The sequence below is a fragment of the Qipengyuania sp. genome (assembly GCF_043423005.1).
Classification (GTDB): domain Bacteria; phylum Pseudomonadota; class Alphaproteobacteria; order Sphingomonadales; family Sphingomonadaceae; genus Qipengyuania.
This window is the reverse complement of record NZ_JBHWMI010000060.1, coordinates 13,933-28,828: the sequence shown is the minus strand read 5'-3', so window position 1 is coordinate 28,828 and position 14,896 is coordinate 13,933. Positions and strand designations below refer to the sequence as shown.

Sequence of the window (14,896 nt, the reverse complement as noted above, 5' to 3'; positions counted from 1 at the left end):
AAAGTGGCGCGGCAGGGGCCGGGCGTCGCCTACCGCCTGTGGGAGGAAGCAGCGCATCCCGGGCGCCCCCCGTTCGATCCGCCGGAAATCCTGACGGCGGACCTCGCGCCGCTGCTGCTGGCACTGGCGCGCTGGGGGACGGGCGATCCGCACACGTTGCGTTGGCTCGATCCGCCGCCGGCGGCCTCCGTGACGACTGCGAACAATACCCTGCGCGCCTTGGGGACGCTGGACAAGGCGGGACGCCTCACGCCGCTTGGCCGCATGGTCGCGTCACTTCCCCTCGACCCCGCATCTGGTGCGATGGTGATTTTCGGCGCGCAGCATGGTGCCGCGGACATGGCGGCACAGATTGCGCTGCTGTTGCAGGAGCGCAATTTAGGTGGACAGGGTGAGGATCTGGAACAGCGGCGCCTACGCTGGGCGAACGACCGGAGTGCGAGAGCAACGGGGCATCTTCAACTGGCACAGCGCTGGGCTCGCAAAGCTAGCGATCTCGTCGCCGGGGAAGTTTGGCAACGCAGGGGCGAACTGCCGCCGCCGGCGGTCATCCTTGCTGCCGGCCGCCCCGGTTTCATCGCCCGAAGGCGCGACAGCGCTGGCGAACAATGGCTATCGGCGGGCGGTCGCGGCTTCGTCCTCGATCCTGCCTCGCCGTTGGCGCGAGCCGAATACCTGGTGATCGGGGATGCCCAGGGCCAGGCGCGAGGCGCACGTATAACGGCCGCGATTGCGCTGGATGAAGCGGACATCGCGCGTTGGCTGGACGATCGGATCGAGCGCAAGTCCGCTCTGAGCTGGAATGGCCAACGCCTCGACGCCATACGTGAGAGCCGGCTGGGGGCAATCGTTCTTTCCCGCGGACCGGACCCCGAACCTGACGAAGATGCGATTGTCGATAACCTTGTGGACAAGGCGGTGGACGAACTGTCGATACTGATACCGACATCGCTTGTCGCTCGAGGACGTTTTGCCGGGATCGAAGCGCTGTCCGTGATCAGCCTCAAGGCATCGGCGGACCTCTGGCTGCGTCCGCTGCTGAAGGGACGCCGGGACATCACGCTACCGGCTGACCGGATCGCAGCAGCCGTTCTCGGGATGCTCGACTACGCGACACGCCAGCGGCTCGATCGCGATGCCCCGAAGCTCTACCGCTCGCCGGCGGGCAGCGACCATCCCATTTCCTATGACACCGACGACGCCCCCAGTGTGGAGGTGCGGGTGCAGGCTCTGTTCGGGGAAGACCGGCACCCAATGATCGGCCCGCCGGAGCGGCGCGTGCCTCTCTTGCTCAAACTGACTAGTCCGGCCGGGCGGCCGGTCCAGAGCACCGCGGATTTGCCCGGTTTCTGGCGCGGCACCTGGGCCGACGTGCGCAAGGACATGAAGGGCCGCTATCCTAAGCATCGCTGGCCCGAAGAGCCTTGGGCCGAGGCGCCCAGTCTCAAGACCAAGAACGCCTTTGCACGCCAGCGCGGCTGAATTATGGGTCAGACATGGCAGCACGAATCTATCAGCGACCGAAAAGCGCGATGCAATCGGGCAAGGCCCGCACCGCCGAATGGGTGCTCGAATTCGAGCAGTCCGAGGCGCGGCGCCCCGATCCCCTGATGGGCTGGACCGGGAGCGGCGACACCCAGGCACAGGTGCAACTGACCTTCGGTTCCAAGGACGACGCACAGGCCTATGCCGAGAAGCACGGGATTACCGCGCGGGTGCACCTGACCCCGCCCAAGGCGCTGAAGTTGCAGGCCTACGCCGACAACTTTCGTTGATTGGTTCGGGAACCCGTGAGGGGGGCCGGTCACTTTGGCCCACATGAAATCATCCGGCGAATCTATGCAAATTCCGACCCGCGGCGAACTTGAAGGACTGGCCCGGCGCGCGCTGACGACAGCCGAGAACAAGGACGGCACCATTTCCGTCAGCGAAAGCTGCACTGGCGGCGAAATCGCCTCGCTCCTCACCGGCGTCGAAGGCTTGTCCCATGCGTTCGACCGTGGCTTCATCACCTATTCCGAACCCGCCAAGAGCGAGATGCTTGACATCGATCCGGCAATCATCGCTCGCGCTGGCGCGGTCAGCGAAGAGGTCGGCCGACTGATGGCCCTGCGCACGCTCGCCAGATCCGATGCGATCGCCAGCGTCGCGGTCACCGGCTTTATCGGTGGTTGCCCTGACGGCGACGAGAACGGTCTGGTGCATATCGTCGCCATGTCGCGGGGCGGCGGCGCGTTTCATCGCGAATGTCATTTCGGCGATGTGTCGCGCGACGAAGGAACCGCGCTGACCAGCCGGGTGGCACTCGAACTCCTGGTCGAGGCCCTCGACGCGGCAGGATGAGGTTGCATATCGGGCTCTGCGGGGCCATAAACGCTGCGGGAGTCGGGTGGACGTTTGCGTTCGCTCACCGGGTCAGGTCCGGAAGGAAGCAGCCCAGGTGAATTGCGGCGGGTCGCCCGGCTCCTTTTCCATGACCGCGCATGACATTCGGCCAGCCAGCCTCTAGTCATTGGCGATGGGTGATTCACCGAACAGCGCAGACCTGCCGCCCTGGCATTCCGACGGCGAGGACGCGCGCGATACGGCGACGCCCTCTGCTGCCGAGCTCGAGGATGCCGGACAGGCGGCATTGTTCGGTGCTGCCGAAGCGACCACCCCGGACGCCTCGGCCACCGCAATGGCCCCCGCGGCGGCCCCCGCGGACGCCCCTACGCAGACCGCGCAACCCTATCGCGTGCTGGCGCGCAAGTACCGGCCGCAGACCTTTGCCGAACTGATCGGACAGGACGCCATGGTCCGCACGCTGGCCAATGCCATCGCGCGCGACCGGCTGGCCCATGCCTTCCTGATGACCGGGGTGCGGGGGGTGGGCAAGACCTCGACCGCGCGGCTCATCGCCAAGGCGCTGAACTGCATCGGGCCTGACGGTCAGGGCGGGCCGACCATCAGCCCGTGCGGAGAATGCGAGCCCTGCCGGGCCATTGCCGAGGGCCGGCATATCGACGTGATCGAGATGGATGCCGCCAGCCACACCGGTGTCGACGATGTGCGCGAGATCATCGAGGCGGTCCGCTATGCCGCCGTTTCGGCGCGCTACAAGATCTACATCATCGACGAAGTCCACATGCTGTCGCGCAATGCATTCAATGCCTTGCTCAAGACACTTGAGGAACCGCCGGCGCATGTGAAGTTCCTGTTCGCGACCACCGAGGTCGACAAGCTGCCGGTCACCGTGCTCAGCCGAACCCAGCGGTTCGACCTGCGGCGCATCCCGACGGAACTGCTTGAGAGCCACTTTGCCGATATCTGCCAGCGCGAAGGCGTGAAAGCCGAGGACGAGGCGCTGTCGATCATCGCCGGGGCGGCGGAAGGCTCGGTTCGCGATGGGCTGTCGATCCTCGATCAGGCGATTGCCCATGCTGATCTCGATACCGGCGGCACGGTCACCGCGGAACGCGTGCGCGAGATGCTCGGCCTGGCGGACCGCGGGGCGCAGCGCCGGCTTCTGGGCCAGGTGCTGGAAGGCGACGCCGCGGCGGTGCTGGCCGCGGTCGACGAGCAATATGCGCTGGGCGTTGAGCCGCTGGCGCTGATGGGCGGGCTGATGGATCTCGTCCATCGGATTGCCTTGGCGCAGGTTTCCGGCGGAGCCGTCGATGCCTGGGCCGCGAACGAGCGCGAGGAGATTGCCGGCTGGGCAGAGCGGCTCGAAACGGGGCAGGTCCACCGGCTGTGGCAATTGCTGCTCAAGGGCTACGAAGAGGTGCGGCAAGCACCGGACCCGCTGGTTTCCGCCCGCATGGCCCTGCTGCGCATCCTGCACGCTGCAACCTTGCCCGATCCCGGCAGTCTGGCGAAACAGATTGCCGAGATCGCCACCTCTGCCGTTCCCGCATCCGCGACGGCACCTCCGGGGGGGGGGAGCGGTACTCCGGCCGCCGGCACGCGTGGGCTTGACTGGGAAGACCTGGTCGCGCGGGTGGATGCCGCGGGACATTTGCAGGCGGCCGGTATCATGCGCCTGCAAATTCGCCCCATCACGGTCGAGCAGGGGCGACTGGTCTATGCCCGTTCCGAACGATACTCAGACAAAATCGAACCGGTGCTGCAGGAAGCACTGGCACGCACCACCGGGGAACGCTGGATGATTACCGCCGGCGATCCTGCGGCAGCGCGACCCTCGCTGGTCGAAGCCGAGCACGCGCAGCGCGAAGCCGACCGGGCAGCCTTGCGCGAACACCCGCTGGTCAAGGCGACGCTCACCGCATTTCCCGATGCCGAGATGATCGAACCCGGATCGAACCCCGCGCCATCGCGCGAAGCAAGCTGGAGTAGAAACGCATGAAGTCGATGGAAGAAATGATCGCGGCGGCGCAGAAGGCGGCGGAGCAGATCCAGACGCAGATGGGCCAGGCCCAGGCCAAGCTCGATACGATCGAGGTCGAGGGGGCTGCCGGAGGCGGGCTGGTCAAGGTTCGGGCGACCGCACGGGGCCGCATTCTTGGCGTGTCGATCGACGACAGCCTGATGAAGCCGGAAGAAAAGCAGATGGTCGAGGATCTGGTCGCCGCAGCGTTCAACGATGCGCGCGACAAGGCGGACCGCAAGTCGGCCGAAGAAATGCAGCAGATTCAGGGCGGCCTGGGCCTGCCGCCGGGAATGACCTTCCCCGGTCTCTAAAGGGCGTGCGCGGCGGGGGCGGCTGTCCACCGGCAAATTGCGCCCCCGCGTTGCGAAACCGCTGCTGCGCCCCATATTCCGTTCAACCGACAGCCGCCTGGCGGCTTTAAATTTGGACGGATCATGAACTCGACTTTCCCTCTTCTTCCCCTTCGCGACATCGTCGTCTTTCCCGGCATGGTCGTGCCGCTTTTCGTCGGGCGCGAAAAGTCGGTCGCCGCGCTCGAGGCGGCGATGGAGGGCGGCAAGGATATCGCCCTCCTATCGCAGCTCGATCCCGGATGCGACGATCCGGCCGAAGGCGACCTCTACGATACCGGCGTCGTGGCGCAGGTGCTGCAACTTCTCAAGCTGCCTGACGGCACGGTGCGTGTCCTTGTCGAAGGACAGGCGCGGGCCCGGCTGGTCGAACTGGAGGAGCGCGTTGGCTATGTCGCGGCGATGATCGAGACGATCGACGAGCCGAGTGCGGCGGGCAGCGAAGTGTCGGCGATGATGCGCCAGGTGGTCGAGCAGTTCGGCGAATATGCGAAACTGAGCAAGAAGGTAGGCGACGATGCGCAGGAACAGCTGCGCGAGATCGACGACGCCGGAGAATTGGCGGACACCGTGGCCGCGGCGCTGACCGCCAAGGTTTCGGACAAGCAGGCCCTGCTGGTCGAACTCGATCCGTTGAAGCGACTGGAAATGGTCATGTCGTTCATGGAGGGCGAGCTTTCGGTCCTCCAGGTCGAGCGGCGCATCCGCGGCCGGGTCAAGCGCCAGATGGAGAAGACCCAGCGCGAATATTACCTCAACGAACAGCTCAAGGCGATCCAGAACGAGCTGGGCGGCGATGACGAGGATGGCGGCAACGAAATCGCCGAACTGACCGAAAAGATCGCCAAGACCAAACTCAGCACCGAGGCGCGCGCCAAGGCGGAAAGCGAGCTGAAGAAGCTCAAGACGATGCAGCCGATGAGCGCCGAGGCGACAGTCATCCGCAACTACCTCGACGTGCTGCTGGGCCTGCCCTGGGGACACAAGAGCAAGGTCAAGAAGGATATCGCCAAGGCGCAGGAGATCCTCGATGCGGATCACTATGCGCTGGAGAGGGTCAAGGACCGGATCGTCGAATATCTCGCGGTACAGGCGCGGACCAACAAGCTGAAGGGGCCGATTCTGTGCCTCGTCGGACCTCCCGGCGTGGGCAAGACCAGCCTCGGCAAGTCGATCGCGAAAGCGACGGGGCGCGAGTTTATCCGCCAGTCATTGGGCGGAGTTCGCGACGAGGCCGAAATCCGCGGCCACCGGCGGACCTACATCGGCTCGCTGCCGGGCAAGATCGTCACCAATCTGCGCAAGGCGGGCAAGAGCAACCCCCTGTTCCTGCTCGACGAGATCGACAAGCTCGGCCAGGATTTCCGCGGCGATCCGGCCTCTGCCCTGCTCGAAGTGCTCGACCCCGAACAGAACTCGAAGTTCCAGGATCATTATCTCGAACTCGATCTCGACCTGTCCGACATCATGTTCGTGACGACTGCGAACAGCCTCAACCTGCCGCAGCCGCTATTGGACCGGATGGAGATCATCCGGCTCGAGGGTTATACCGAGGACGAGAAGGTCGAGATCGCGACCCGTCACCTGCTGCCCAAGCAGATCGAGGATCATGGACTGAAGGCCGGCGAGTTCACGCTGGACGAGGCGGCGCTGCGCGATCTCATCCGCTACTACACCCGCGAGGCCGGGGTCCGCACCCTCGAGCGTGAGCTTGCGCGGCTGGCGCGCAAGTCGCTGCGCCGCATTCTCGAGGGCAAGGCGACGAGCGTTACCGTCACGCAGGACAATCTTGCCGAATTCGCCGGTGTGCGGAAGTTCAAACACGGCATGGGCGAGGACGAAGCCCAGGTTGGCGCGGTTACCGGCCTCGCCTGGACCGAGGTTGGTGGCGAGCTGCTCACGATCGAAAGCGTGACGACGCCGGGCAAGGGCGAGATCAAGACCACCGGCAAGCTGGGCGACGTGATGAACGAATCGGTCGCTGCCGCCTTCAGTTTCGTGAAGGCGCGGGCGCCGGCCTATGGCATCAAGCCCAGCATTTTTCAGCGCAAGAACATCCACATCCACCTGCCCGAAGGTGCGGTGCCGAAGGATGGGCCGAGCGCGGGCATCGGCATGGTGACCTCGATCGTCTCGACGCTGACCGGCGTGCCGGTTCGACCGGATGTTGCAATGACGGGCGAAGTCACGCTGAGGGGGCGGGTGCTGGCAATCGGGGGGCTGAAGGAAAAGCTGCTCGCCGCGCTGCGCGGAGGCATTCGCACGGTCCTCATTCCGGACGAAAACGTCAAGGATCTGGCGGAAATACCCGACAATGTGAAGGAAGGGCTGACCATTGTTCCGGTGTCGCATGTCGACGAAGTGCTCGAACATGCGCTGACCAGCTTGCCGGCACCGATCGAATGGACCGAGGCTGACGATATCGCCAGCCAGCCGGCTTCGGGTCATGGGGAGGTCGCGCCGGGCGCAACCGCCCATTGACCCGCCTGAACAGCCTTGACGGAAGGCGCGCCTTCACACGCGGCGCGCCGTCCGGGGCGTATCAGGGCGGGAAACCGCCTGCTTTTGCCAAGGTTAACCTTTGACAGCGCTAACAAACTTCTCTCAATTCCGCGGCTTCGCGCGAGATTGATTCCGCACCAGAGAAAAACGTTATGGGGGGTACCCGAAGCAATGAACAAGAATGACCTGATCAGCACCGTCGCGGAATCGAGCGGGCTTTCGCGGGGCGACGCCTCCGTTGCCGTCGAGAGCGTGTTCGATGCAATTTCCAAATCGCTCGCCAAGGGCGATGAGGTCCGCCTGGTCGGTTTCGGCACCTTCTCGGTTGCCAAGCGCAAGGCTTCTACCGGGCGCAACCCGCGAACCGGTGAACCGATGACGATCAAGGCATCGAACCAGCCCAAGTTCAAGGCCGGCAAGGGTCTCAAGGACGCGGTCAACTGACATCGAACTGAGGGGTCGCATTCCCATAATACGGAGGCCGCCGCAGCATGATCGCCACGGCGGCCTTTTGTATCCTAGTCGAACGCGATCAGTGCCATCGGCGGGTTGGCCGTACCTGAGCCGATCGCCCATTCCAGCTGCTGGCCCCCGGCAGCCGGCGCCGGCCCTTCGTCGGTGTTGTTTGCCAGGATCCGCCCATCGGTCACGATGACGAAACGGCCGCTTGGTGCGATGCGCGTTTGCCCGGCCCCGTCCTCGGAGTTGTCGGCTTCCGCCCGGGTGGCCATCGGAAGGAAGAGGTCTTTGGGGCTGCCTGCCTTTAGCGGCACGAAGCCCGGTGCCTCGACCCGAACCTCGCCCTTGTCGCGGGTGATCGACATCAGGAAGGGCTGGAGAAGCGGAACCCCCTCGATCAGGGGAAAGCTGAAATTGTGGGTGCGCCGCCCGGTGATCCGGAATTCGACGTCGAACATGCCGTCACCGATGTAGGTCACCTTGTCCCAGCCGCGCTGACGTTCAAGCCGGGCGGCAAGGGCCCTGGCCCCTTCCGCATCCCGTGGGTCGATACCGCCGAACAGCGTCCGCATGTTGCCGCGTTCTTTTCTCTCGTTCTCTGCCCGTAGGACCGAGTCCTGTTTCCAGACCTCGCGCTGTTCGGCGATCTCCGCATCGGTGCAGGGGCGCCCTTCGATGTCGTCGTCATAGCAGGTGGCGGTGAACGAGGTGTCTGCCCGGTATGGGCTCAGCAGGCTCGTAAGATCGGCCATCTGGATCTGCCCGACATAGCTGAAGCTGAAGCCGCCATCCTTCGTTAGTCGCAGCTCGCTGACAAAGGCCCCGGGCGTCAACAGACATCCGGTCAGAAAGACAGCCCCCAACGCCGCAGCCATCGCGGCAGCGGCACGGCGTATAGACACTATCGTCATTCTCCCCCCCCAGGTACAAGTCAGGCGCGTGTGGCGGCAGCGTATAAGGCGATCGCCGCGGCATTGGATACGTTGAGGCTCTCCATCGCCTCGTTGATCGGCAGGCGGGCAAGGGCGTCGCAATGCCCGGAAATGTTGTGGCGCATTCCCTCGCCCTCGGCACCCAGCACCAGCGCGACCGGCCCGGCGGGCAGGGCGTCGGCGATGGTCGCCTCGGCCTCGCCGGCCAGTCCGATACGCCAATACCCGGCCTCGGCAATCTGTTCGAGCGCGCGGGCGAGATTGACGACCCGCACCCAGGGCAAGTGTTCGAGCGCGCCCGACGCCGACTTGGCGATTACCCCGCTTTCGGGGGGCGCATGGCGATCCTGCGTCACGATTGCCCCGGCGCCGAACGCGAGGGCCGAGCGCATGATGGCGCCCACGTTGTGGGGGTCGGTTACCTGGTCCAGCACCACCAGCGGTGCATGCGGATCGCCGGTCAACACATCGTCGAGATAGACGTCTTCGAGCGCCGCACATTCGAGCACCAGCCCCTGATGCGGGGCATCCTTCGCCACCAGCCGCGCGAGATCCGCGACATCGGCATACTCGACGGGAAAATCCTCGGGCAGTTCGCCATCGAGCGAGGCGACCCCTTCGCGCGTCGCCCACAGCTTGCGATGGTCGCGTTCGGGGTTTTTCAACGCCGCTTCCACGGCATGGCGGCCCCACAGGCGGACTGCGCCCGCGCTCGCCCGGCCGCTGCCCCGGCCACCTTTCATGCGGCCTGCGCGACCGCGCAGCGCGCGCTTGCGTTCGCCCTTCGTCATCTTTCACCTTTGTCCGTAGGATCCGTGCGCTCGCCCTGCCAGCCGGGGCATTGACAGGCAAGCGCCGCTTCGCCAAAGGGGCGCCTCTCGGCAGGAGAGCCGCCGCTCTCCCGCAACCCTCGCGCATTGCGCAGGCTCGAACCGGTGTGGACAGGTGGCCGAGTGGTTAAAGGCAGCAGACTGTAAATCTGCCCGTGCAAGCGTACGCTGGTTCGAATCCAGCCCTGTCCACCACCCTCGCCATCAATTCCGCCGTGTCCATGCCCTTGTCCGTTTTGATCGGCGCTCGTAATGCGGCGCCATGTCTCAAGCGAACCAAGCCGGCGGCCGCCCGGTCATCTCGGCAACCGGGCTTTTCACTCCGCCCGAAGCGATCTCGAACGAGGAGCTGGTCGCCAGCTTCAACGAATTCGTCCGGCGGCATAACGATGCCCATGCGGCGGCGATCGCGGCTGGCGAGGCTGCGGCGCTGGCCGAAAGTTCGGTCGACTTCATCGAGAAGGCCAGCGGCATCAGATCGCGGCACGTCATGGCCAAGGCGCCGGTGCTCGATCCTGAAATCATGGCCCCTCGCTGGCCCCAGCGCAGCAATGACGAGCTGTCGATCATGGCCGAGATCGGTGTCGCTGCCGCGCGCGAGGCGCTTGCCCGTGCCGGGCGGGATGCGGGCGATGTCGATGCGGTGCTGTGTGCAGCGTCCAACATGGAACGAGCCTATCCGGCGATGGGCATCGAGATCCAGCAGGCGCTGGGCATCGACGGCTTCGCCTTCGACATGAATGTCGCTTGCTCATCCGCCACCTTCGGCATCCAGACGGCGGCCGATTACATTTGTGCGGGCAATGCGCGCAGCGTGCTGGTCGTCAGTCCGGAAATCACCAGCGGGCATCTCAACTGGCGCGACCGCGACAGTCATTTCATCTTCGGCGATGTTGCAACCGCGGTGCTGGTGGAAGACGCATCGATGGCACCGCCCGATCACTGGGTTATCCTCGGCACCCGGCTCAAGACGGTGTTTTCCAACAACATTCGCAACAATTTCGGCTTTCTCAATCGCGCCTATCCGGACGAGGCCGGCGGAGCGGACAAGCTGTTCGTCCAGGAAGGGCGCAAGGTCTTCAAGGAAGTCGTCCCGATGGTCGCGCAGATGATCGTGGACGAGGCGGAACGCCTCGGGATCGATCCAGCCGGATTGCGCAGGCTGTGGCTGCATCAGGCCAATGCGGGCATGAACCGCCTGATCGCCCACAAGGTGCTCGGCCACGAAGCCAGCGACGACGAGAGCCCAACCGTGCTCGATACGTACGGCAACACCTCCAGCGCGGGTTCGATCATCGCCTTCCATCTGCATCACGACGATCTTGCCCCTGGCGATATCGGGCTGATCTGCAGTTTCGGCGCGGGCTATTCCGCGGGCACCGTGTTCGTTCGCAAGGCCGGCTAGGGACGCCCTGCGGCCTTGCCCCGTCGTGCGGCGGCGGGTAGGCGAGCAATATGGCAGGGGAGATACTTGACAACCGCGGACGCGGTCCCGCCCATCCGGGCTTGCCGACAATCCACCCGGAAGGGCGCAAGTTCGGGATCGCCGCGCTCGGCGTGGCGCTGCTGTTCGCGCTTTTCGCATGGGAAACGCTGGCCTGGCCCACCGCATTCCTGGCGCTGTGCATCTTCGCATTCTTCCGCGATCCCGAACGCGTGGTCCTGCAGGACGAGGATGCAATCCTGTCCCCCGCCGACGGCATCGTGACGCAGATCGTCGAGGTCGAACCGCCGCGAGAGATGATGGTCGACGATGGAGGGGCAGGGGGCGGCCTTGGCGCCGGGCCGGTCATCCGGGTATCGATCCATATCTCCTTGTTCGACGTGCATATCAATCGCAGCCCGATCGGCGGCACGGTCAATCGGGTGGTCTATCTGCCCGGCACCTTCATCAATCCCGAACTCGACAAGGCCAGCAAGAACAACGAGCGGCAGCACATCGTGATCGAGCGGGCCGACGGTTTGCGGATCGGGGTTACCCAGATCGCCGGGGTGATCGCGCGGCGTATCGTTCCCTTCATCAAGCCGGGCGATATGCTCGGCGCAGGCCAGCGGGTGGGCTTGATCCGGTTCGGCAGCCGCGTCGACACCTATCTTCCGGCGGGGACTGACAGCGCCGTCGTGCTCGGGCAGAAGGTTGTCGCCGGAGAGACCGTGCTGGCGCGCATCGGGCAGCAGGCCCTGCTCGAAGGAGTGTCGCAATGAACGAGTACGATCAGGACAGGTCCGGTCAGGAGCCGCCGGCGCGTCTCGGCCCCAAGGCGGCGGAGGACGAGGTTCCGGTGATCGGCCGCACGCGCGGTCTTTCGCTTCGCACCATGCTGCCTAACGCGGTGACGGCGGCGGCGCTGTGCTCAGGGCTGACCGGGATCCGCTTCGCCATTTCGGGAAACTGGGATGCGGCGGCGGTGGCGGTGATCGTCGCCGGATTGCTCGACGGGGTGGACGGGCGCATCGCGCGGGCGCTCAAGGCGCAGTCGCGTTTCGGTGCGGAACTTGACAGCCTCGCCGATTCGCTCAGCTTCGGCACCGCTCCTGCGATCATCATCTACCTGTGGTCGCTTTCGCTCGAGCCGCGGCTGGGCTGGTTCGCGGCGCTGGCATTGGCGATCTGCTGCGCTTTGCGTCTGGCCCGCTTCAATGCGCAAATCGACGTGAAGGAGCAGCCGCACAAGTCGCTCGGCTTCCTGACCGGGGTGCCGGCGCCGCTTGGCGCCGGGCTGGCTTTTTTGCCCTTCTATCTGTGGCGCGCCACGGGGCAGGAGTTCTTCCGTGAGCCGTTGCTCGTGGGCGTCTGGCTGATCGTGGTGGCGATGCTGATGATTTCGAACATGGCCACACCGAGCTGGGGATCGTTGCGTCCACGGCGCGGCGTGCGGCTGGAAATCCTCGCGATCGTCGGCTTGGTCTTTGCCGCACTGCTGCTCGAACCCTGGTGGACCCTCAGTGCAATCGGCGTCGGCTATCTGATCCTGCTGCCTTCCACCCTCTTGCGATATCGCCGGATCAGGCAGCGCGCCGCAGTGTCGGCGAGGGCTGGCTGAATACCGAGGCGACCGCCCGCTGCGGGCCTGCCAGCTTGCGATGCGACGGGTATGAAGTGATCTGGACCTGCGTTTCGGCCAGTTCCCGCTTGATCACGGAAAGCGCCTCGATCGCCCGGACGCCGCTATCGGCGATGACGAGGAAGGATGCGGCGGCGGCCAGACTGATGACGATCAAGGCAAGAACGGTGATCATACGACGTCGTCCTGTTGTGCATCGAGGCGAGCGAATCACCGCCTGATGGATTTCGATGCAAACGCGAGTGTCGGCATCGGGTTCCGATGTTCCCTTTTTGTTCTGGCTTGTCAACGCGCTTTTGCGGTCGGATGCCGTTTTCTTGAGGCGAAATAGCGGCTGGCTTATGGATCAAAGTCGGGGTAAGGGGGCCGCGCCCGGGGGTTGCGTTCGCACTCCGGGGCAAATTCACATGGACGGCGACATACCGGTGCCTGTGGCAGGATTCGTCCTGCCGGGTTCCTGCCGTCCAGAGGTATAACCGGAAAGGAACATGGCCATGGCGGCACCTACCGTCACGATGCAGGAACTTATCGAAGCCGGAGCGCACTTCGGCCACCAGACCCACCGCTGGAACCCGCGCATGAAGCCCTACATCTTCGGGGCGCGCAACGGGGTCCACATCATCGACCTGTCGCAGACCGTTCCCCTGTTCGCGCGTGCGCTCGACTTCGTCGCGCAGACGGCGCGTTCGGGCGGCAAGGTGCTGTTCGTCGGCACCAAGCGGCAGGCGCAGGATGCGATCGCCGAAGCCGCGCGGGCCTCGGGCCAGCACTTCGTCAATCACCGCTGGCTCGGCGGGATGCTGACCAACTGGAAGACCATCAGCCAGTCGATCAAGCGGCTGAAGGCGCTGGAAGAGCAGCTTTCGGGCGAGACCGGCGGTCTGACCAAGAAGGAAGTCCTCCAGCTTACGCGCGAGCGGGACAAGCTCGAGCTGTCGCTCGGCGGCATTCGCGATATGGGCGGCATTCCGGACGTGATGTTCGTGATCGATGCCAACAAGGAAGACCTCGCGATCAAGGAAGCCAACGTTCTCGGCATCCCGGTTGTCGCGGTGCTCGACACCAATGTCGATCCCAGCGGCATCGCCTTCCCGATCCCGGGCAACGACGACGCCAGCCGTGCGGTCAAGCTGTACTGCGACGCCATCGGCCAGGCCGCCCGTTCGGGCCGCGGTGATGCCGCGCACGACAGCGGGCAGGACGTCGGCGCGATGGAAAATCCGCCGGAAGAAGCTACCGCGTAATGCGCGGGCCGGGCGTGTCATGCGCCCGCCACACATCTTCGCCAGGGCACCGGGCGCGAGCGTTCGCGGACCCGGTGCCGGCACAATGAATCGAGAAGGAAACAGACATGGCTGCATTCACTGCCGCTGACGTAAAGGCCCTGCGCGAGAAGACCGGCGCGGGCATGATGGATGCCAAGAAGGCGCTCGAGGCTTCGGGCGGCGATATCGAGGCTGCGGTCGACGCGCTGCGTGCCAAGGGTCTCGCCACCGCCCAGAAGAAGTCGAGCCGCACCGCTGCCGAAGGCCTCGTGGGCGTTGCAGTCGAAGGAACGCGCGGCGTTGCCGTCGAGATCAACTCGGAAACCGATTTCGTTGCCAAGAACGACAAGTTCCAGGATTTCGTGCGCAAGACCACGCAGGTCGCCCTCGGCACCGATGGCGACAATGTGGAAACGCTGAAGGCAGCGGCCTATCCCGACGGCGGCAGCGTCTCGGAAAAGCTGACCGATAATGTCGCCACGATCGGCGAGAACCAGCAGATCCGCCGCCTGAAGACGGTCAAGGTCACCAACGGCGTGATCGTGCCTTACATGCACAATGCCGTCGCGCCCGATCTGGGCAAGATCGGCGTCCTCGTCGCGCTCGAGAGCGAAGGCGACAAGGCCAAGCTGGAGGATCTGGGCAAGAAGCTCGGCATGCACATCGCCGCGGCCTTCCCGCAGGCGCTGACTGCCGAAGGGCTCGATGCCGACGTGATCGAGCGTGAACGCGCGATCGCCAAGGAAAAGGCTGCCGAAAGCGGCAAGCCCGAGAATGTGCAGGACAGGATGGTCGAAGGCGCGGTCGCGAAGTACGCGAAGGAGAACGCGCTGCTGAGCCAGGTCTACGTGATCGACAACAAGACCCCGATCTCGCAGGTCGTCGAGCAGGCCGGCAAGGACATCGGCGCCAAGGTGGAACTGGTGGACTATGTCCGCTTCCAGCTCGGCGAAGGGATCGAGAAGGAAGAAACCGACTTTGCGGCGGAAGTCGCTGCCGCTGTCAACGGGTAGGTCCTGCCCCTCATACGCCAAATTACGGCTGCCGGGCGTCGCGCTCGGCAGCCGTTTTCGTCTGGCCTCGCGCAAGAACGTAGCGTGAGGAGCGAAGACGGCGTAGTC

General features: G+C 65.0%; 15 protein-coding genes, 1 tRNA gene and 1 other RNA gene. 14 read left to right on the top strand and 3 right to left on the bottom strand.

Annotated features, from left to right (window positions below):
- The 8 genes from ACHFFA_RS09405 to ACHFFA_RS09370 form a co-directional block, all read left to right on the top strand.
- The coding region (locus ACHFFA_RS09405; RefSeq protein WP_394270594.1) for an ATP-dependent helicase C-terminal domain-containing protein at positions 1–1,482 on the top strand (1,482 nt) is incomplete at its 5' end.
- Between the two features lie 14 nt (positions 1,483–1,496).
- A complete protein-coding gene (locus ACHFFA_RS09400; protein ID WP_394270593.1) occupies positions 1,497–1,775 on the top strand; it encodes an ETC complex I subunit in 279 nt (92 codons plus the stop codon).
- Positions 1,776–1,839: 64 nt separating this feature from the next.
- On the top strand, positions 1,840–2,343 hold the full coding sequence (locus tag ACHFFA_RS09395) for a CinA family protein (protein WP_394270592.1): 504 nt from the start codon (positions 1,840–1,842) through the stop codon (positions 2,341–2,343).
- A 35-nt stretch (positions 2,344–2,378) separates the two neighbouring features.
- Positions 2,379–2,473, top strand: an RNA gene (gene ffs / locus ACHFFA_RS09390) — signal recognition particle sRNA small type.
- A 45-nt stretch (positions 2,474–2,518) separates the two neighbouring features.
- A complete protein-coding gene (locus tag ACHFFA_RS09385) occupies positions 2,519–4,348 on the top strand; it encodes a DNA polymerase III subunit gamma/tau (RefSeq protein WP_394270591.1) in 1,830 nt (609 codons plus the stop codon).
- Entirely contained in the window at positions 4,345–4,683 is a 339-nt protein-coding gene (locus tag ACHFFA_RS09380; RefSeq protein WP_394270590.1) for a YbaB/EbfC family nucleoid-associated protein, read from the top strand. Before ACHFFA_RS09385 ends, ACHFFA_RS09380 begins: the two co-directional genes overlap by 4 nt.
- A 123-nt stretch (positions 4,684–4,806) precedes the next feature.
- The gene (gene lon, locus ACHFFA_RS09375; protein ID WP_394270589.1) at positions 4,807–7,203 is read left to right on the top strand and encodes an endopeptidase La; all 2,397 of its coding nucleotides are present in this window, start codon (positions 4,807–4,809) and stop codon (positions 7,201–7,203) included.
- A 192-nt stretch (positions 7,204–7,395) separates the two neighbouring features.
- A complete protein-coding gene (locus tag ACHFFA_RS09370) occupies positions 7,396–7,668 on the top strand; it encodes an HU family DNA-binding protein (protein WP_394270588.1) in 273 nt (90 codons plus the stop codon).
- Between the two features lie 74 nt (positions 7,669–7,742).
- On the opposite strand, the gene ACHFFA_RS09365 is transcribed toward ACHFFA_RS09370, so the two are convergent.
- Positions 7,743–8,558: a hypothetical protein gene (locus tag ACHFFA_RS09365; RefSeq protein WP_394270587.1), complete on the bottom strand. Its 816-nt coding sequence runs from the start codon at positions 8,556–8,558 to the stop codon at positions 7,743–7,745.
- A gap of 56 nt (positions 8,559–8,614) precedes the next feature.
- Entirely contained in the window at positions 8,615–9,406 is a 792-nt protein-coding gene (gene rlmB / locus ACHFFA_RS09360) for a 23S rRNA (guanosine(2251)-2'-O)-methyltransferase RlmB (protein WP_394270586.1), read from the bottom strand.
- Positions 9,407–9,554: 148 nt separating this feature from the next.
- On the opposite strand from rlmB, the gene ACHFFA_RS09355 reads away from it, so the two are divergent.
- The 4 genes from ACHFFA_RS09355 (at position 9,555) to ACHFFA_RS09340 (ending at position 12,489) form a co-directional block, all read left to right on the top strand.
- Positions 9,555–9,640, top strand: a tRNA-Tyr gene (locus ACHFFA_RS09355).
- Between the two features lie 67 nt (positions 9,641–9,707).
- Complete coding sequence (locus ACHFFA_RS09350; RefSeq protein ID WP_394270585.1) at positions 9,708–10,850, top strand: beta-ketoacyl-ACP synthase III; 1,143 nt, start codon at positions 9,708–9,710, stop codon at positions 10,848–10,850.
- 50 nt (positions 10,851–10,900) lie between these two features.
- Positions 10,901–11,650: a phosphatidylserine decarboxylase gene (locus ACHFFA_RS09345; protein ID WP_394270584.1), complete on the top strand. Its 750-nt coding sequence runs from the start codon at positions 10,901–10,903 to the stop codon at positions 11,648–11,650.
- Positions 11,647–12,489, top strand: a complete 843-nt coding sequence (locus tag ACHFFA_RS09340) for a CDP-alcohol phosphatidyltransferase family protein (RefSeq protein WP_394270583.1) — start codon at positions 11,647–11,649, stop codon at positions 12,487–12,489. The genes ACHFFA_RS09345 and ACHFFA_RS09340 overlap by 4 nt, the downstream gene beginning before the upstream one ends.
- On the opposite strand, the gene ACHFFA_RS09335 is transcribed toward ACHFFA_RS09340, so the two are convergent.
- Positions 12,452–12,685: a hypothetical protein gene (locus ACHFFA_RS09335; protein WP_394270582.1), complete on the bottom strand. Its 234-nt coding sequence runs from the start codon at positions 12,683–12,685 to the stop codon at positions 12,452–12,454. The genes ACHFFA_RS09340 and ACHFFA_RS09335 overlap by 38 nt on opposite strands.
- A gap of 319 nt (positions 12,686–13,004) precedes the next feature.
- Between ACHFFA_RS09335 and rpsB the strand changes: the two genes are divergently transcribed.
- Positions 13,005–13,754: a 30S ribosomal protein S2 gene (rpsB, locus tag ACHFFA_RS09330; protein ID WP_394270581.1), complete on the top strand. Its 750-nt coding sequence runs from the start codon at positions 13,005–13,007 to the stop codon at positions 13,752–13,754.
- Between the two features lie 107 nt (positions 13,755–13,861).
- A complete protein-coding gene (gene tsf, locus ACHFFA_RS09325) occupies positions 13,862–14,788 on the top strand; it encodes a translation elongation factor Ts (RefSeq protein WP_394270580.1) in 927 nt (308 codons plus the stop codon).
- Positions 14,789–14,896: the final 108 nt, after the last annotated feature.